Annotated in this window: 14 protein-coding genes; 4 read left to right on the top strand and 10 right to left on the bottom strand. The window is 71.2% G+C overall.

Going from position 1 to position 18,106, the window contains the following annotated elements; translation table 11 throughout:
- Positions 1-65: 65 nt before the first annotated feature.
- On the bottom strand, positions 66-4,358 hold the full coding sequence (locus ACQPWZ_RS32875) for a HAMP domain-containing protein (protein ID WP_433573218.1): 4,293 nt from the start codon (positions 4,356-4,358) through the stop codon (positions 66-68).
- Between the two features lie 373 nt (positions 4,359-4,731).
- On the opposite strand from ACQPWZ_RS32875, the gene ACQPWZ_RS32870 reads away from it, so the two are divergent.
- Positions 4,732-6,336, top strand: coding sequence for a hypothetical protein (locus tag ACQPWZ_RS32870; RefSeq protein ID WP_433573217.1), 1,605 nt, complete (start codon positions 4,732-4,734; stop codon positions 6,334-6,336).
- Between the two features lie 153 nt (positions 6,337-6,489).
- A complete protein-coding gene (locus tag ACQPWZ_RS32865) occupies positions 6,490-6,843 on the top strand; it encodes a hypothetical protein (RefSeq protein WP_340477046.1) in 354 nt (117 codons plus the stop codon).
- Between the two features lie 123 nt (positions 6,844-6,966).
- Here the strand turns inward: ACQPWZ_RS32865 and ACQPWZ_RS32860 are convergent, their stop codons facing one another.
- The 3 genes from ACQPWZ_RS32860 to ACQPWZ_RS32850 form a co-directional block, all read right to left on the bottom strand.
- A complete protein-coding gene (locus ACQPWZ_RS32860; RefSeq protein WP_433573216.1) occupies positions 6,967-7,686 on the bottom strand; it encodes a TetR/AcrR family transcriptional regulator in 720 nt (239 codons plus the stop codon).
- Between the two features lie 31 nt (positions 7,687-7,717).
- On the bottom strand, positions 7,718-8,632 hold the full coding sequence (locus ACQPWZ_RS32855) for an SDR family NAD(P)-dependent oxidoreductase (protein WP_433573215.1): 915 nt from the start codon (positions 8,630-8,632) through the stop codon (positions 7,718-7,720).
- An 83-nt stretch (positions 8,633-8,715) separates the two neighbouring features.
- A complete protein-coding gene (locus ACQPWZ_RS32850) occupies positions 8,716-9,462 on the bottom strand; it encodes an SDR family oxidoreductase (RefSeq protein ID WP_433573214.1) in 747 nt (248 codons plus the stop codon).
- A 264-nt stretch (positions 9,463-9,726) separates the two neighbouring features.
- Between ACQPWZ_RS32850 and ACQPWZ_RS32845 the strand changes: the two genes are divergently transcribed.
- On the top strand, positions 9,727-11,088 hold the full coding sequence (locus tag ACQPWZ_RS32845) for an MBL fold metallo-hydrolase (protein WP_433573213.1): 1,362 nt from the start codon (positions 9,727-9,729) through the stop codon (positions 11,086-11,088).
- 15 nt (positions 11,089-11,103) lie between these two features.
- Here ACQPWZ_RS32845 and ACQPWZ_RS32840 read toward each other — a convergent pair whose 3' ends face one another.
- Entirely contained in the window at positions 11,104-11,520 is a 417-nt protein-coding gene (locus ACQPWZ_RS32840; RefSeq protein WP_433573212.1) for an STAS domain-containing protein, read from the bottom strand.
- Positions 11,521-11,620: 100 nt separating this feature from the next.
- On the opposite strand from ACQPWZ_RS32840, the gene ACQPWZ_RS32835 reads away from it, so the two are divergent.
- A complete protein-coding gene (locus tag ACQPWZ_RS32835; protein WP_433573211.1) occupies positions 11,621-12,034 on the top strand; it encodes a helix-turn-helix transcriptional regulator in 414 nt (137 codons plus the stop codon).
- Between the two features lie 158 nt (positions 12,035-12,192).
- On the opposite strand, the gene ACQPWZ_RS32830 is transcribed toward ACQPWZ_RS32835, so the two are convergent.
- The 5 genes from ACQPWZ_RS32830 to ACQPWZ_RS32810 all read right to left on the bottom strand — a co-directional run bounded on the left by ACQPWZ_RS32830 (position 12,193) and on the right by ACQPWZ_RS32810 (position 18,105).
- Positions 12,193-13,203: an alpha/beta hydrolase family esterase gene (locus ACQPWZ_RS32830; protein ID WP_433573210.1), complete on the bottom strand. Its 1,011-nt coding sequence runs from the start codon at positions 13,201-13,203 to the stop codon at positions 12,193-12,195.
- A gap of 158 nt (positions 13,204-13,361) precedes the next feature.
- On the bottom strand, positions 13,362-13,958 hold the full coding sequence (locus ACQPWZ_RS32825) for a gamma carbonic anhydrase family protein (RefSeq protein WP_356700129.1): 597 nt from the start codon (positions 13,956-13,958) through the stop codon (positions 13,362-13,364).
- Between the two features lie 68 nt (positions 13,959-14,026).
- On the bottom strand, positions 14,027-15,013 hold the full coding sequence (locus ACQPWZ_RS32820; protein ID WP_433573209.1) for a D-cysteine desulfhydrase family protein: 987 nt from the start codon (positions 15,011-15,013) through the stop codon (positions 14,027-14,029).
- A 75-nt stretch (positions 15,014-15,088) separates the two neighbouring features.
- Positions 15,089-16,351: a type III PLP-dependent enzyme gene (locus tag ACQPWZ_RS32815; protein ID WP_433573208.1), complete on the bottom strand. Its 1,263-nt coding sequence runs from the start codon at positions 16,349-16,351 to the stop codon at positions 15,089-15,091.
- Entirely contained in the window at positions 16,348-18,105 is a 1,758-nt protein-coding gene (locus tag ACQPWZ_RS32810) for an IucA/IucC family protein (RefSeq protein ID WP_433573207.1), read from the bottom strand. Before ACQPWZ_RS32810 ends, ACQPWZ_RS32815 begins: the two co-directional genes overlap by 4 nt.
- Position 18,106: the final 1 nt, after the last annotated feature.

The raw sequence follows: 18,106 nt of genomic DNA, 5'->3' as shown, positions 1-18,106 counted from the left end.
CCTGGGCGACATGGTGACGGGACGGGCGTCGTGGGCGGGGAGGTCCCGCCCGGGTGCGGACAGCCCTAGGTGGCGACCCAGCGGCGGACGCAGGCGATCAGATCGTTGGCGTCCAGGGGCTTGGTGACGTAGTCGCTCGCTCCCGCAGCGAGGCACTTCTCGCGGTCACCCGGCATCGCCTTGGCAGTCACCGCGATGATGGGCAGGCTGCTGTGCGCCGGCATGCGCCGGATCTCCGCGGTGGCCGCGTAACCGTCCATCTCCGGCATCATCACGTCCATGAGGATGAGGTCGATGCCGGGGTGCTCGGCGAGGGTGTCGATGCCCTTGCGTCCGTTCTCGGCGTGCAGGACCTGGATGCCGTGGAGTTCCAGGATGCCGCTGAGCGCGTAGAGGTTGCGGGCGTCGTCGTCGACGACGAGTACCGTGCGCCCGGCGAGGGTGGCGTCCGTGTCGTGCGGCGAGGTGGGCGCCGCTTCCTCGATCCGCATGAGCGGCAGGACGTCGCCCGGCTGGTCCGCCGACAGATACAGCGCGATGCGCTCGCGCAACTCGTCCAGACTGGAGAGCAGTTCGAGGGGCCGGCTCTCGGCGCGCGTCTGGAGGGTGCGCTCCTGAGCCGCGCCCAGCCGGCGGTTGTTGTGGGCCAGCACCGGTACGTTGCGCAACGCCGCGTCGCCGTCCATCGCCTCCAGGAAACGGAAGGCCTCGCCGTCGGGCATGTCCAGGTCGAGCACGACACAGTGGCATGCCTCGGCCGCCAGGGCGGCGGCCGCCTCCTGTGCTCCGACCGTGCCGATGACGTCGACCGTCGCGCGGGGGTCGGCCAGTTCCCGTCCGCCGCTGAACTCGGCCACGACACTCTCGGTGACCAGTGACATCAGCCCACGGGGGCGCTCCTCGATGACCAGCAGGCGCCGGCGGCGCGGGGGCGGCTCGATGGCGATACGGGCGGTCCGGGCACCGGGCTCGACCGCCTTCTCGCCGTGCGCCTCGGCACCGATCTGGCGGGGCAGGGCGCCGTCCTTGAACTCGGTGTGCGTCACGGGCAGATACAGCGTGAAGGTGCTGCCCTGACCCGGTGTGCTCTCGGCCGTGACGGCGCCGCCGAGCAGATACGCGATCTCGCGGCTGATGGAGAGCCCGAGCCCGGTGCCGCCGTACTTGCGGCTGGTGGTGCCGTCGGCCTGCTGGAAAGCGCCGAAGATCGCCTCCAGTTGCTGCTCGGCGATGCCGATCCCGGTGTCCCGGACCCGGAACGCGACGACCGGGCCGCCGCGGGGAAGGGCCCGCGGCAGTTCGCTGTCCGCGGCCGGTTCGATCCGCAGCTCGACGCTGCCCCGTTCGGTGAACTTGACCGCGTTGGACAGCAGATTGCGCAGCACCTGACGCAGCCGTGAGTCGTCCGTGAGCAGGTCGGCCGGCGCGCCGGGGGCCGTGGTGATGGTGAAGTTGAGGCTCTTCTGGGTGGTCAGCGGCCGGAAGGTCGCCTCGACATACTCCAGCAGCCGGCGCAGCGAGACCCGTTCGGGGTTGATGTCCATCTTGCCGGCCTCGACCTTGGACAGGTCCAGGATGTCGTTGATCAGCTGGAGGAGGTCGGAGCCCGCGGAGTGGATGATGCCCGCGTACTCGACCTGCTTGGGCGTGAGGTTCCTGGTGGGGTTCTGGGACAGCAACTGGGCCAGGATCAGGAGGCTGTTGAGCGGCGTACGCAGCTCATGGCTCATGTTGGCCAGGAACTCCGACTTGTACTTCGAGGTGAGCGACAGCTGCTGGGCGCGGGTCTCCAGCTCGCCCCTGGCCTGTTCGATCTCCAGGTTCTTGGCCTCGATGTCCCGGTTCTGCTCGACCAGCAGCGCCGCCTTCTCCTCCAGTTCCGCGTTGGAGCGCTGCAACTCCTCCTGCTGGACCTGGAGTTCCTCGGAGCGCGCCTGGAGTTCACCCGTCAGGCGCTGGGACTCGCCCAGCAGCTCGTCGGTGCGGGCGTTGGCGACGATGGTGCTCACGTTCACGCCCACGGTCGCCATCAGCCGTTCGAGGAAGTCGCGGTGGAGGGCGGTGAAGGCGGTGAAGGAGGCGAGTTCGATGACGCCGAGAACCTGCTCCTCGACCAGGATGGGCAGCACGATCAGACTGCCCGGCGCGGTTCTGCCCAGTCCGGAGGAGAGGGTGACGTAGTCGCCGGGAACGCCGTCCGCGGCGATCACCCGACGGCTTCGGGCCGCTTGGCCGACCAGCGACTCCCCCAGGGCGAACCGGGTGACCTCGAAGGATCCCGTGGGACGGCCGTAGGCGCTGACGAGGGTGAGTTCCGTGCCCTGCCGACCGTCGACGGCGAGGTAGAACGCGCCGTACTGGGCGTTCACCAGCGGGGTGAGCTCGTCCATGATGTTCTCGGCGACCACGGCGAGGTCGCGGTGGCCCTGCATCAGTCCGGAGATTCTTGCCAGATTGGTCTTGAGCCAGTCCTGTTCCTGGTTGGCCCGTGTCGTCTCGCGCAGGGACCCCACCATCGAGTTGATGTTGTCCTTGAGTTCGGCGACCTCGCCGGAGGCGTCGACGGTGATGGACCGGGTCAGGTCGCCCTCGGCGACCGCGCTGGTGACTTCCGCGATGGCGCGGACCTGGCGGGTGAGGTTCCCGGCCAGTTCGTTCACGTTCTCGGTGAGGCGCTTCCACATGCCCGAGACGCCCTCGACCTCGGCCTGCCCGCCGAGGCGGCCTTCGCTGCCGACCTCGCGGGCCACGCGGGTGACCTCGGCCGCGAACGAGGACAGCTGGTCGACCATGGTGTTGATCGTGGTCTTCAGCGCGAGGATCTCGCCGCGGGCGTCGACGTCGATCTTCTTGGACAGGTCGCCGTTGGCGACGGCGGTGGTGACCAGGGCGATGTTGCGGACCTGGTTGGTGAGGTTGTTCGCCATCGAGTTGACGTTGTCGGTGAGGTCCTTCCAGGTGCCGGCCACATTGGGCACGCGCGCCTGTCCGCCGAGCCGCCCCTCGGTGCCCACCTCTCGGGCCACCCGGGTCACCTCGTCCGCGAACGCGGACAGGGTGTCGACCATGGTGTTGATGACGCCGGCGAGAGCGGCGACCTCGCCCTTCGCCTCGATGGTGATCTTCTGCGACAGGTCACCGCGGGCGACGGCTGCGGCGACCTGGGCGATGGAACGGACCTGGCCCGTCAGATTGGACGCCATGACGTTGACGTTGTCGGTGAGGTCCTTCCAGGTGCCGGAGACGCCGCGCACGGTCGCCTGACCGCCGAGGTTGCCCTCCGTACCCACCTCGCGGGCCACCCGCGTCACCTCGTCGGCGAAGGCCGAGAGCTGGTCGACCATCGTGTTGATGGTGTTCTTCAGCTCCAGGATCTCGCCGCGGGCCGTGACATTGATCTTCTGCGAGAGATCGCCCTCGGCCACGGCGGTGGCCACCTGAGCGATCGAGCGCACCTGGGCCGTGAGGTTTCCGGCCATGAAGTTGACCGAATCCGTCAGGTCGCGCCACACGCCACCGACACCCGGCACCTCGGCCTGGCCACCGAGGCGGCCGTCCGTTCCCACCTCACGCGCCATACGGGTGACCTCACCCGCGAACGCGGAGAGCTGGTCGACCATCGTGTTGATGGTGTTCTTCAGCTCCAGGATCTCGCCGCGCGCATCGACGGTGATCTTCTGCGAGAGGTCGCCCTCGGCGACAGCGGTCGTGACCTGAGCGATGTTGCGGACCTGGTTGGTCAGGTTGCCGGCCATGAAGTTGACCGAGTCGGTCAGGTCGCGCCACACGCCACCGACGCCGGGCACCTCGGCCTGACCGCCGAGGCGGCCCTCGCTGCCCACGTCGCGTGCCATGCGCGTGACCTCGTCGGCGAAGGCCGAGAGCTGGTCCACCATCGTGTTGACGGTGTCCTTCAGCTCCAGGATCTCCCCGCGGGCGTCGACGTCGATCTTCTGCGAGAGGTCACCCTTGGCGACCGCGGTGGCCACCTGGGCGATGTCCCGCACCTGTGTGGTGAGATTGCCGGCCATGGCGTTCACCGAGTCGGTGAGGTCGGCCCAGGTGCCGGAGACTCCGGGCACCTCGGCCTGCCCGCCGAGCGTTCCCTCGGTGCCCACCTCCCGGGCCACACGGGTCACTTCGGACGTGAAGAGCGAGAGCTGGTCCACCATGCCGTTGAAGACGGTGGCGATGTCACCGAGCAGTCCGTCGGCCTCGTCGGGGAGGCGGGTGCCGAAGTCTCCGTCGCGGACCGCGGTCAACCCGACCAGCAGCTGGCGCAGTTCGGGTTCTCCGACCTTGCCCGTGCCGCGCGCGGCCCCGCCCCCCGCGGGACGGGCTGCGGACTTCTCAACCATGCCAACCTCGTTCCAGTTCTTCACAAACCGCCGGAGAACCCACGCAATGTGCGCTGATTCTGCTGCATGGAAATTCGTCAAAGGCTAGCTCAGCGCGCGCGACACCCACAAAGAGCTCCGGCGCCGCCCGGCACCGGAGCCCAGAGGTCACCAGCATGCTTCCGCCCCCCTGCGGACCGCCGCTCCCCGGCGCCGGCCGCTCGGGAACCTTACCCAGGCGGCGACTTCATGTCTACATCGGCCATAACAGATTTGTTTTGATCAAGGAGCCAACTAGTCTCCTCCGGGCCCGGAGGTGCCACACCTGGCCGGATCCGTCGACGGCCGTCGTAATCCAGGAGCTTTCCTCCGACCGCCCGTGCAGGATGTGGCCGTGAACCACCTTCTGCTCGGCCTCGCCGCCAACCCGTCCCTGCCGTCGGACCTGACCGACCGGCTGATCGCGGTCACGGTCACGGTCGCGGACACGGATGCGGGCACGGAGCGGGATGCGGACGCGGAAGCGGACGATGATCTCGCCGCGACCCTCACCTGCCGCACGGACCTCAGTCGCGCTCAGACTCTCGCGCTCGCCGCGCGCTGTGACGACGACGCGGCGAGGCTCGTCCACGGCGGTGGCCTGACCACCGCCGACATCGACCCGGCGATTCGGCCGCGGACCGCGCTCGCACTGCTCGACGCAGGTACCGGCCCACCCGAGTGGGCACGCCGCTTCGCGGAGGACGCCGACGCCGGGCGACGGCGGACTCTCGCCTCCTGCCCGGACCTTCCGCCGGACGTGACGGAGAAACTGGCCGCGGACCCGGACCCGGACGTCGTCGTGGAGCTGGCACTGTTCACCACGCCGGAGATGGCCACCCGGCTCGCCGGACATCCGCACGCCGAGGTCCGCCGTGCAGTGGCGGCCAACGAGGCGACACCACCGGCCGTGCTGGCAGCGCTGGCCATGGGCGCCGACGCGGTTCCCGCCGAACGGTGCCTGGTCTGCGACCGCGAAGAGATCCCCTTTGTGCACGACCCGCACTGCCCGCGACGCGACTGCGTCCTCCGGGCGGGCGCTTCCTGCGACGGCTCCCACGAGTCCACGGTGTACGACACACGTCGGGCCGCGCTCCAGAACCCGGCCACACCGGTCGAAGCACTCACGGGATTCGCCGACCATCCCTCCGTCCTCCTGCGCCGCGAACTGGCCGCCCGTACCGACCTGTTGCCGCAAGTGTGCGCGCGGCTGTCCACCGACCCCGATCCCGGAGTGCGGGGTGAACTCGCCGGAAATGCGTCGCTCGGCGAGCCCGTCATCCGCGCCCTGGCAGCGGACACGGGCTACGACGTACGGCGCCGGCTCCTGCACCATCCGCACATACCCCTCGACGTGCTCACGCAGCTGGCGGAGCTCGTCAGGGTCGGCCCGACGCTGCTGCCGCGGATCGCCACCGCCTCGGCAGCGGAGCTGGCGGACCTGAGCGCGTCGCCGATCGCGGCCGTACGGATGCTGCCGGCCGAACGCCGCGACCTGCCGCCCGCGATCCGCGACGCACTCGCCGCCGACCCCGACGCCAAGGTGGCCAAGGCCGTGGCTCCGCACCCCGGCCTCACCGACACCCAGCTGCGGGCGATGGTCGCCGCCCACGGCGTCCAGGTCGTCGCCGGGGTGGCCGCCAATCCGGACGCTTCCCCGACGCTGCTCGCGGACCTCGCGCGGCACAGCCCGCCGGCCCGCAAGGCACTCACCGCGATCGCGCGGCGTGCGGACGCACCGGCCGCGGCACTGATCGCCTGCCTGACGGACAAGAAGGCCCGACGCCTGGCCGCCGGCCATCCGGCCCTGCCGCCGTCGGCCATGACCGGCCTGCTCGCGGATGACGACTCGCACGTGGTGGAAGCGGCGGCCTCCAACCCGTCGCTGCCGGTCGGCGTGATGAGGGAGGTGGTGGCCCGGGAGGAGGCACGTGCCGCGGCCGCCGCGGGGACGGGCTGACGCGCGGGCACGTCCGGCACGAGCCGTACGACCCGCCTGCGACGGGACCGAGGCGTGGCGGCGTGCGGCCAAGTGAACCGCCCGGTGACTCTCCCGGGCGACATCACGGCCCGGCACTCGCCATTCGAAATCGAACAGGCGTACCATTCTGCTGTGGCCGAAACGTACGACTTCCCCGACGACCTCCGTGACGCGCAGCTGGAGCTGCACCAGGCACAGGCGGAGTACAGGGCGCTGTGCCGAAGGCTGCCGTGGTCGGTGGAGCCGGAACCGGGCTGGACGAGCGAGAAGCAGATGCTCAACGAACGGGTGGTGTCGTTTCCGGCCAGCCCGGGATACACGGCCGAGGAGGCCGCGCAGGTGGACGAGTTCCGGCGGCGGATTCTCGACCTGTCGGTGACGGTGAGCACGCACCCGTACTGGTCGTCGCTCACGGCGGGTGTGGTGGACGCGCGGATGGCGCTGAAGCACACCGGGGGGCGGGGCGACGGGGACGCGGCGGCCTAGGGCACTTGTGCCGACTGCTCGGTGACAGGGCCCGGTGTCAGCAGGCGGGCCGCCTGAAACGCCCCGGGCGGGGCAGGCCGGCCCCTCTCCTAAACGCCCCGGGCGGGGGCAGGCCGGCCGCTCTCACCCCTCCGTGTTCGACAGTCTGTCCAGCCACTCCGACATCAACGCCCCCTCCGCCGCCGTGAGCGACGGGCCGGGCGAGTCGTGCAGGAGCGTGTTGAGGCGGGCCGCCGTGGCCGGGATCCGGAAGTCCTCCGTCTCTTCCCGGGCCGCGGCCGTCTCGCCGGGGCCGAAGACGTCCGGTGTGAAGACCGCCGCGTGCACCGCGTCGCGCACGCGCCGCGACATGGTCGTGTCCGTGTAGGTGGCGGGTCGGGAGACCAGCATCAGTGCCACCCCCACATTCGCCGACATCACCATCTGGGCGGCCAGTTCGGGCGCCAGCCGCAGCTTGCCGACGGCCGCCGCCCGCTTCAGGTCGCGGGTCAGGATCCGGTGGGATTCGAGCGCGGCCTCCGGCGGCCTGCGCATGGCGGGCGAGTTCATCAGCCGGTACAGATTCGGGTGCCGCAACGCGAAGTCGACGTGGGTGTCCCAGCCGTTGCGCAGGTCCTCGATCGGGTCGGCGCCCGGGGCGTACTCACGCTTGGTCGCCAGGTACCTGTCGAACCCGTGGTCGACCACCGCCGACAACAGGCCCTCCTTGTCACCGAAGTGGCGGTACAGCGCCGGTGCGCCGACCTGAGCGGCCTCGCACACCGCCCGGGTGGAGACATCGCCGTCCGGAGAGCGGTCGACCAGGTCGGCGGCCACTTCGAGGATGCGCTCACGTGTCGTCACCGACCGGACGCTACCAAGCGGAGTAGCGGTGTTACGCACTGCGGGGCCGGGCGTGCGGGGCGAGGAGGTCGGCGAGCCCGATCCGGGTGAGGAAGTCGCTCCGGATGCGGTCGGCCACCACGCTGACCTCCTCGGAGCCGTCGTTCGCGGGGTCGACATGCACCCGGAAGGGCCGGGAGCCGTGCGGGGTGTCCACGACCGTGACGATCGCGTCGGCGACCAGCGAGACGTCGGCGCCGGCCGGCGCGAGGTCGGCCAGCCGCCGGGCCACCTGGTCCATCAGACCCGCGTAGCGGGCCTCGTAGTCGCCGATGACGGCCTGTTCGGCGGGGTGGCCGCCGGTCGCGAAGTGGTTCGTGCCGGAGGTGAAGGCGCCCGGCACCACGATGGAGGTCTCGATGCCGAACCGGGCCAGCTCGGCCGCGTACGAGACGGCGAGGGCGTCCATCGCGGCCTTGGCGGCGAAGTAGGGGGCCAGGTAGGGCGGGGTGCCGCCGCGTGTCGAGGTGGATCCCACCCACACCACCAGCCCCTTCTGCTGGGCCCGCAGGTGCGGCAGGGCCGCCCGGTTCACGCGCTGCGTACCGAGGACATTGGTGTCGTGGACGGCGGCCAGTTCCTCGGGCGTGAACGCCTCGGTGGGGCCCGTGACCATGTGTCCGGCGTTGTGTACGAGGACGTCGAGCCGTCCGGCCTCGGCAAGGACGGCGTCGACGGCCGCGTCGGCCGCGTCGGCCGATTCCTGCGAGAGGACATCCAGTTCGACGGTGCGCAGGTCGACACCGTGCTCGGTGGCGTAGGCCCTGGCGTCGGCGACACGGCCGGCGTTGCGGCCCTCGGTGTTCCGCATGGCGGCGTAGACGGTGTGTCCGGCGTGGGCGAGGGCGCGGGCGGTCAGCGCCCCGAATCCGGAACCGGCTCCCGTGATGAGGACGGTGTTGCTCATGGCGAAGCTCCTGGTGCGGCCGAGAGGATGAAGAGGGACGGGGTGCTGAAGAGGGACGAGCTACGGCCCGAGAGCGCGGTCGCTCAGACGATGCCGCCGTTGGCGCGCAGGACCTGGCCGTTGACCCAGCGGGCGGGACCGGCGAGGAACGCGACGACCTCGGCGATGTCCTCGGGGGTGCCGAGCCGCTCCAGCGGAGGCTGCGCGGCCATCCGCACGATGGTCTCCTCGTCCTTGCCGTCCAGGAACAGTTCGGTGGCGGTCGGGCCGGGGGCGACGGCGTTGACGGTGACGTCCCGTCCGCGCATCTCGCGCGCCAGGATCATGGTGATGGCCTCGACAGCACCCTTACTGGCGGCGTAGGCGCCGTAGCCGGGCAGGCGGAGCGCGAGCATGGACGTCGAGACGTTGATGACGGCGCCGCCCCGGCGCAGCCTGCGTGCGGCCTGCTGGTTGACGACGAACGTGCCGCGGATGTTGGTGCGGTGCATACGGTCCAGCACGTCCAGACCGGTCTCAGCGAGCGGCGCGAGAATCATGACGCCCGCCGCGTGGACGACGACATCGACGCCGCCGTAGGCCTCTTCGGCTCGGTCGAACAAGGCGGAGACGGCCGTTTCGTCGGCGACGTCGGCGCGGAAGGCCAGGGCCTCGCCGCCGGCGGCGGCGATCGCGGCCACCGCGGACTCGGCCTCGGCCCGGTTGCCGGCGTAGTTGACGACGACGGCGACCCCGTCGGCGGCGAGACGCGCGGCGGCCTCGCGGCCGATCCCGCGGGACCCCCCGGTGACGATGGCGACCCGGCGCGGGGTGGTGGTCTGCTCGGTCATGGCGTACTCCCTGTCTTCTGAGCGGTGTCTCGGGACGGTGACTTCCGGACGGTCAGCGGCACTCCGGCATCCGGACTGAGCGCCGGTGCGGCGACCCGCCGCTGCCGTAGCGGCGTTGCCTCATCCGCGATATCAACGCTAACACTAATTCGTTAGCGTCGCTACCCTCAAGGCGTGTAGCACCGCTACGGGGCATCCCGGAGTACGAGCGAAGCGCTGGGTACACGCGTGAAGCAGGAGGCCGGCACAGGGAAGGGACCGCTGATGTTCTTCATCGACACGCTCGAGACCGAGGGGCTGGGCAACCGCGGCTATGTGTGCGGCGGCACGGAGACGGCCCTGGTGGTGGACCCGCCCCGCGACATCGACCGGGTGCTCGCCGCCGCGGCCGTACGCGGCGTCCGTATCGCATACGTCGCGGAGACACACGTCCACAACGACGCCGTGTCCGGTGGTCTCGAACTGGCCAGGGTGACCGGCTCCCGCTATCTGGTCCCGGCCGAGGCACGGGTGGCCTTCCCGCGCACGCCGGTGGCCGACGGCGACGAGGTGGAACTGGAGCCGGACCTGACGGTGCGGGCCGTCGCCACCCCCGGGCACACCCCGCACCACACGTCGTACGTCCTGGCCGACGGCGGACACGACGTGGCCGTCTTCACCGGCGGATCCCTGCTGATCGGCGGTGCGGGCAGGCCCGATCTGGTCGAACCCGCGCTGACCGAGCGGCTGGCGCACGCCCAGCACGCGTCGGCGCATCGCCTCGCCGACATGTTGCACGACGACGTCCAGGTGCTGCCCACCCACGGCTTCGGCAGTTTCTGCGCCTCCTCACCGCCCACGGACGACGCCGGCACCATCGGTAAGGAGCGCCGGAACAACGAGGCCTTCACCCTCGGCGCCGATGCCTTCGTCTCGCAGCTCCTCGCCGCTCTGGACGACGTTCCCGCGTACTACGCGCGCGTGGGCGCCCTCAATGCGGCCGGCCCCGCGCCGGTGGATCTCACCGCGCCCCCGGTCACCGATGCCGACGGGATCGCCGCCCGGCTGTCCGCGGGCGAGTGGGTCGTGGACGTGCGCAGCCGCACCCTCTTCTCCGAGGGGCACGTGAGCGGATCGTTCAATGTCGAGGCCGAGGGCCGGCCGGCCACGTATCTGGCCTGGCTGATCCCCGACGGCAAACCCGTGACGCTGCTGGCCGCGTCAGCCGCGCAACTGGCCGCGGTACAGCGGGAACTCGTACGGGTGGGCATCGACCGTCCCGTCGCCGCGGCCACCGGGGACCCGGGCTCATGGATCCGCGCGGGCGAGATGCTGCGGCTGCTCCCCCGCTCCGACTTCGCCGCACTGGCCCAGGCCCGCGGGCGCGGCGAGGAGCTCGTGGTGCTCGATGTGCGCCGCGGCTCCGAGCGGGCGGACCGCCACGTCGAGGGGTCGGTCCACATTCCGATCCACGAACTCCACGGCCGCATGGCGGACGTGCCGCCGGGGGTGGTGTGGGTGCACTGCGCCACCGGGCTGCGGGCCACGATCGGGGCCTCCCTGCTGGAGGCGGCGGGGCGAGATGTGGTCACCCTCGACGACGACCTGGAGGCCGCGGAGTCGGCAGGTCTGATGGTCGCCGGCTGACGTCCGGGGCCGCGGTCAGACGCCGCCCTCGCCCGCGCCGGTCAGGGGGCCGCTGCCGGCCACGGTGAGCAGCTCGCCGGTTCCGGTCAGGTCGAGCAGCCGCCATACGCATCTGCTGGCATCGCTCACCGCGACGGTCCGGCCCGAGGCGAGCGCCGCGTAGTGCACCTCCATGAGGACGCGCAGGCACGAGCAGTCGCAGAACGAGACGCGGGTGAGGTCGAGGTCCAGCCCGGTGGCCGCGCCCAGGGCGGAGTCGAGAGCCACCCGGAAAGCCGGAGCTTCCTCGAGGTCGATCTCGCCCACGACGACCACGCGGGAACGGCCACTCTCACCCGTGGTCACGGTGACCGCGAGGCGGCTGTCGCAGGCCGGACCGCTGCCGTGCCGGTCCGGCGCCTGGTCTCCGTAGCTGCTGGAAGGGGATGCCATCGGTCCACTCCCTCGAACGGAATGCTCTCGTCACTCATGTTGAGCCGTTCGCAAACACACGTCAAGGGATACCGGAATCTCATTTCATGTACTGGGAAACATGCATGGTGCGTCGTACGATGAGCCCATGGAAGAAGCACCGGGGCCCCGCAGCACATGGACTTTTCTCACCAGCCATGCGCGCGTGCTTTCGGCAATCTCCCGCGATCCGTGGGCCCGGATCCGCGATCTCGCCGTGGCACTGCAGCTGACCGAGCGGACCGTGCAGGCCGTGATCGCCGATCTCGAGGAAGCCGGCTACCTCTCACGCACGCGTGAGGGCCGGCGGAACAAGTACGAGCTGCAAGGTGGCCAATTTCGGCATCCTGCGGAGGAGCACAGGGACATCGCCCCCTTGCTGGACATCCTCGCGACACCGCCGCACCTGGCCGGTGACGACAGCAGTGCGAATGACGGGGCCCGGCCGGAGAGCGGTCGGCAGGAGTCCGTCGACGCGGACGGGCGGATGTCCTGAAGCCGCAGTCTCACGGGGTGCGAGCCTCCTGAGGCCGAGGTTCGTGGGCTGCTCCATGAAGCCGCACCATGTGGGCTGCCCCGCCGGTCGCACCCGGTCTCGCGGCCGAGGCGGCATCCCGTACCGCCCCGGCCGTGCGCCTCACTGATGAGAACCGGTCAGCGCCTCAGCGTGCTGCCCCGGAAGAACTTCCAGATCACGGGAGTCGCGTCGATCACCGTGGGCGTACTCGAATCATTGTTGGGGCCGGTGCTGGGCCACACATGCCCGGCGCCTTCGACGCGGTAGTGCACGAGGCGCGACGACTTGTCGCAGCCGGTCCAGCGCTGGACCTCCACCTGCGGGCGGGGACGGGAGGACTTCGCTTCCGGCCGGCATCCGTTGCGCTCGGCCCGGTCCGCGAGCCAGTCGGGCAGTGCGGGAAGCCCCTTGGCCGGGTTCCCCTCGTACGGAATGGTCGCGTCGGCCGTGCCGTGGAAGGCGATCAGCGAGGTGGGGCGGGACGGTTCGCACGGTCCGCTCTGCGGGTAGTACGCGCCGGCCACCGGGGCGAAGGCCGCGATGCGACCGGGCATCCGGCACGCCAGGACGCCGACGAAACCGCCCCCGTTCGACTTTCCGGCAGCGTAGATGCGCTTGTTGTCCACGCAGAACTGCCGTTGCAGCCGGTCGAGAAGGTCGCTGGTGAAGCGGACATCGTCCACCGGGGCGGAATACGGTGCGCCCTGCCAGGCGGACTCCCCGTCGGTGCCGATCAGGCCCTGCGGGTAGACCGCGATCGTGTCCAGGGCCGAGAAGCCGGAGAGCTCCTCCTGCCACTGCGATGTGCGCTTGTGGCCGTGAAAGGAGAGGACGACCGGGTAGCTGCGCCGGGGGTCGTAGCGCTTCGGCAGATGGACGGTGTAGGTGCGGGCCACACCCCCGGACTCCATCTCCTGCGCCGTCGTGACACCGGGCGGCACCACGGGTGCCGTGCGGCAACCGGTGGTCCTGACCGGCTCGTCGAGCCTGTCCGGCGCCTGGTACGACGTCGTGTACGGCACCTGGTCCGGTGCCTGGTCGGGTACCGCGTGTGCGGCGCCGGGGAGAGCGAGCACTCCCAGTGCGGTGAGTGCCGTGGCAGTCGCGGCGGCTCGTGCAAACCTCAGGTGTCTGCTGATCGCGAGCATGCGTCATGTCCTCCGCATCGGTCCGCGGGTGCGGACGTGGCTGGTGAAGTCGACGTGGTGGAGGAGACTTTCGACGACATGCCCACCGCCGTACAGCTTGAGTTCTTTCTGTTCTCGGCGGATCGGCGCCCGGGCACCGACATGGGGCAGGGACGCCGTCAGCCGTCGACGCGGCGGTCGTCCATATGGGCGCCGTAGAAACGGGACTGACGTGCCATCACCTCACGCATGGAGGTGCCGCGCGGCAGCCCGTAGACCGTTCCCGGGAAGTCGAGCCCGCGCTGGACCTCCCACAGTTCGTCGTGCCGGTCCGGCGAGAACAGTTCGGCCGGATCGCCGACCGCGATCCAGCCGATGGGGAGCACCGTCGCGGGCCGGAGCCGCGAGTTGACCTGGAGAACGCTGTTGATCCTCAGCTCGGAGCCCGCGCCGGCCACGGAGCCGGGGAACATCGAGACGCCCGTGGCCACGAAGACCTCGTCCTCGACGACCGCTCCGTTGATGTGGGCGTGCGGGCCGATCAGGACCGCGTCACCGATGACGGCCGGATGCTCGGCCCGTCCGCGGACCAGGGCGTTCTCCATCACCACCACGTCCGTGCCGATGCGTACCTCGCCGTCCTCGGCGGTGAGGACGGCACCGTGCAGAACACGTGCGCGCTCGCCCAGGACGACCGCTCCGCACAGGACGGCGGAGGGCGCGACGTAGGCGGACTCGGGGACGACGGGCTGTCTGCCGCGGTGCTCGTACAGCATGTGCCGAGCCTAAGGGCTGTTCCGTGGGGCCTGTCGTTCTGATCGGGCCGGACCGTCGAACGCGGCGCTCAGCCGAGTGCCCCTTCCGCCCGGGCGATCGTCGCCGCGTGGCCGAAGAGGCCCGGCATCCCACCGGTGTGCAGGAAGACCGTGCGCTGCCCGGGGACGATGTCGCCGTCCTCGACCGCCGCCACCAGCCCGGCCATCGCCCGGCCGGTGTAGATCGGGTCAAGCACCAGCCCCTCGGTTCGGCCCGCCAGCGTCAGCGCGGCCATGACCGGTTCCGTCAGCGTGCTGTACCCGGCGCCGACCTGATCGGTACGGACGCGGAGTGCGGCCGGGTCACACGGGGTCTCCAGGAGACCGGAGACCAGTCCGGCGACGGTGGCGGCCGGGTCAGCGACCGCGCCGACGTGGACGCCCAGTACGCGGTCGGCTCCCAGCGCGCCGACGAGGCCCGCCATGGTACCGCCGGAGCCGGCAGCGACGACGACATGGGACAACCCCGGTGCCTGGGCGAGGAGTTCCTGTCCGCACAGGGCGTAGCCGCGCGCTCCGAGCACGCTGGAGCCGCCGAACGGGATGAGCGAGGGAACCGCTCCGTCCTTCCGCAGGCGCTCGACCACCTCGTCAGCCGTGGCGGCCAGCTGCTGCGCGTCGGTGTCACCGGCCCATACGACGCGGGCGCCGAAGAGGCCGTCGAGCGCCAGGTTCCCCGAGGCCGACGAGGCGGGCGTCCCGGCCAGCACCAGGACGACATCGAGCCCGAGCCGCGCCCCGGCGGCCGCGGTCAGCCGTGCGTGGTTGCTCTGTGGCGCTCCGGTGGTCACCAGCACGGTGGCGCCTGCGGCCCGCGCCGCGCCGCAGGTCCATTCGAGCTTGCGGACCTTGTTGCCGCCGCCTCCGAGCCCGATGAGGTCGTCGCGCTTGACCAGGAGGTCACCGTCGCCCAGGCCCAGAGCGCGGGCCAGGCGCGGCGCGGGCTCCAGCGGCGTCGGCCAGGTCCCCAGTGTCACCCGCTGCGCATCCGATTCCTCGGCGACCACCGTCACCATCTCCTCAATCGTGCCGGACCGCCTCGGCGGGCGGAGCGTGTCCCGTGCGTACGCGACCCGCCTGTGCCGGAAAATCTACCCGCGGGCGCCGGCCGGCGACTCGGCGGCTCCCGGCGCCCGCGGAGGAACCACGGCGGTGCCCAGGAAGTGGAAGCCCGGCCGGGGATGCATCAGGAAATCGTGGTGCGAGATGTTCCACGCGTACGCCCCGGCCAGCGCGAAGACCACCCGGTCGCCCGACCGCAGTCCTGCCGCGGGCACCCCGCGCGCCAGGACGTCCTTCGGCGTGCACAGCTGGCCCACGAAGGTGACCGGGTCACCGCCCACCGCAGCCCGTGGCCAGGGATGCGGCCAGGTGTCGAGGGGAAGGACGGCGCACGGCTGGTCGTGCCCCTTGGTGGCAGGGGTGCGCAGATGGTGGGTCCCGCCGCGCACGACCGCGAAGTCCTCGCCGTGGCTGTGCTTCACATCCAGCACGTCGGTGGCGTACCAGCCGCAGTAGGCGGTGAGGGCGCGGCCGGGTTCGATGCGCAGCAGCAGGCCGGGGTGGTCGTCGGCGATGCGGGCGAGACCGGAGCCGAAGGCGGACCAGTCGAACCGGGCGTCCGGGTCGGCGTAGTCGACGGTCATCCCTCCGCCCACGTTGACCTCCCGCAGTGCGATGCGGTGACGCGCGGCGAGCTCCGATGCCCGGACCACGACGGACTCGGCGACGGCGAGCTGCTGCCGCGCCGTCAGGCCGCTGGCCAAATGAGCGTGCACACCGAGCAGTTCGAGTTGCGGGAAGCTGCCGTCGGTCAACTGCCGGACCAGGCCGTCGGCCTGCGACGGGTCGATCCCGAACGGCGCGGGCCTGCCGCCCATCGCCAGGGCGCTCGACTCCAGGTAATCCGCGGGAACCGGCAGGTTGAAGCGGAGCAGGACGCCGATGCGGACCCGGGGAACCAGTCGTTCGGCGAGGTCCGCGAGCATACGGAGTTCGTAGGCGCTCTCGACGTGGAACCGCTCGACCCCGAGCAGCAGAGCGGACTCGATCTCCTCGGGGGTCTTGCCGGGGCCGCCGAAGGCGAGCGCATGCCCCGGGACCGACGTCGCGACATGGGCGAGTTCACCGCCGGAGGAGACCTCGAAGCCGTCCGTGTACGGCGCGAGAGCGGTCAGGATCTCCGCTTCCGGATTGGCCTTGGCCGCGTAGTACAACTCGACGCGTTCCGGCAGGACCGAGCGCACGAAGGCCGCATGCTCGCGCAGTGCGTCGAGGTCGTACACATAGGCCGGCAGATGGCCGGCGGGAAGCGACAGCGCGAGGTCGCGTACCGCGGCGGTCAGCAGGGTCATCGGGAACTCCGGTGGGCGTCGGCCCGGGTCGCCTCGGACAGCACGTCCTCGGCGAGGGGCGAGGGCAGCCGGACATAGCCGGCGTCGCGGTCGGCGGCACGCTCCCAGCGGGCGAGCAGATTCGCCTTGGCGGGCAGCGGTACGCCCGCCAGCAGGGCGCTCAGCCGAGGCGGGCACCCGTGCTCGTCGGCGTACTGCGTGAGCGTGCGCCGGACCAGCGACCACAGGGCGGCCTCGGTCTGCGGATGCAGGTCGGCGAGTGCGGCGAGCATCTCCGCGATGTGATTGACGATCAGGCAGTAGACGACACGGTCCCAGCCGCGCCGGGCATCGTAGGTGAGGGGTCCGGCGACCTCGGCGGGCAGGGCGGCGAGCGTGCGGGCGTGGTGTTCGGGCACCAGCTTGGTCCCCTCCAGGTCGCGGAAGAGGATCTGGGCGGGCCTGCCGTCGGTGTCCACCCCGACGACCACGTTCTGCAGATGGGGCTCGAGGACGACCCCGTGGTCGAAGTAGGCGGCCAGGACCGGTGGGACGAGCAGCCGCAGATAGTCACGCCACCAGGCGAGGGCGGCCGTGGGGTCCGTCGCGGCGGACAGACCGGAGACATGGCCGGGCCCGGACGGATACTCGTCGGCGACGGCGGCGGCGAGCAGGGGCGTGACACCGGGCCGCAGCCGGCGGCCGAGCCCTTCCCTGACGATGACGCCGAAGCCTTCCAGCAGCGCGCGGTCGGCAGTACCGTCCGGGCCGGGCAGGGCGATGCTGCGGTAGGCCGGTTCCCGGAGCATGCCCGAGCCGGGGAATCGCGCGGCGAGATCGCCGAACACGGGGCCGAGGAGCCGGGTGAGGGCCACCGCGCCGGAGAGTTCGTAATGGGCGTTCTTGCGCACGCAGTTGGTGATGCGGATGTTGAGGCTGAACTTCAGGAACGTGTCGCCGTCGTACAGGGTGCGGACGGAGGCCGTCGGGGTGAACTGCCTTTCTCCGGCGCCGAGATCGAGAACGTCGCCCCGTCCGAGGGCCGCGCGCAGAGCGGGATGTGCGGCGAGTTGGTCGTACTGCCACGGGTGGGCCGGGAGCAGCCGGTACCCCGCGGGGACGGCTCCCAGCCGGTCCAGCGGGTCGGTGGCGCCGGGTTCGGCGCACTCCTGCGCGACCAGATGGCTCCGGACGGCCAGCAGACGCAGCGGGAAGGACCCGCCGGCCTCCGGGGCGAAGGAGGCCCAGGCCCCCGGGTCGCCGCTGTGCGCCTTCGGTGTGGGGTGGAAGCGATGGCCGAGGACGAGCGACTGTTCGGAGGCGAGGTAGGTGGCGAGCGGGTCGCCGTGCGGTGCCCGCGAACGAGGGACGCGGGCGGAGAGCGCCGCGGTGACTCCACGGTGACCGGCGGCCATCTGGTCCAGGAACTCGTCGTTGGACGCGCCGGTGCGCAGGGACAGTTCGGACTGTACGTATTCGGCGAGCCGCCGCCAGCCGACCGGGGACCAGCCGGGGCCGGTCTCCTCGGTGACCGGCCCGGTGAAGCGATGGGCGCCGATGAGCGACGTCCGGCGCAATGCCACACGGAGCAGTACACCGCGTCGCGGCAGCCTCAGCAGCAGACGGCCGTCGATGACCGCCGTCTGGTGCTCGGGGCCCGACACCTCCCGCAGCAGACAGTTGAGGAGGGTGTGCGCCACGGCCTCCTCGGCCGTGGGAAGTTCGCTCGGCGGCTCGGCCGCATGGGCGGGACGGTCCGGGGTGGTGCTGGTCATC

Origin of the sequence: Streptomyces sp. CA-251247 (assembly GCF_050952975.1) — a bacterium.
Lineage (GTDB): Bacteria > Actinomycetota > Actinomycetes > Streptomycetales > Streptomycetaceae > Streptomyces > Streptomyces achmelvichensis.
Note: the sequence above shows the minus strand (reverse complement) of the source record. Positions and strands in the feature narration are given on the sequence as shown.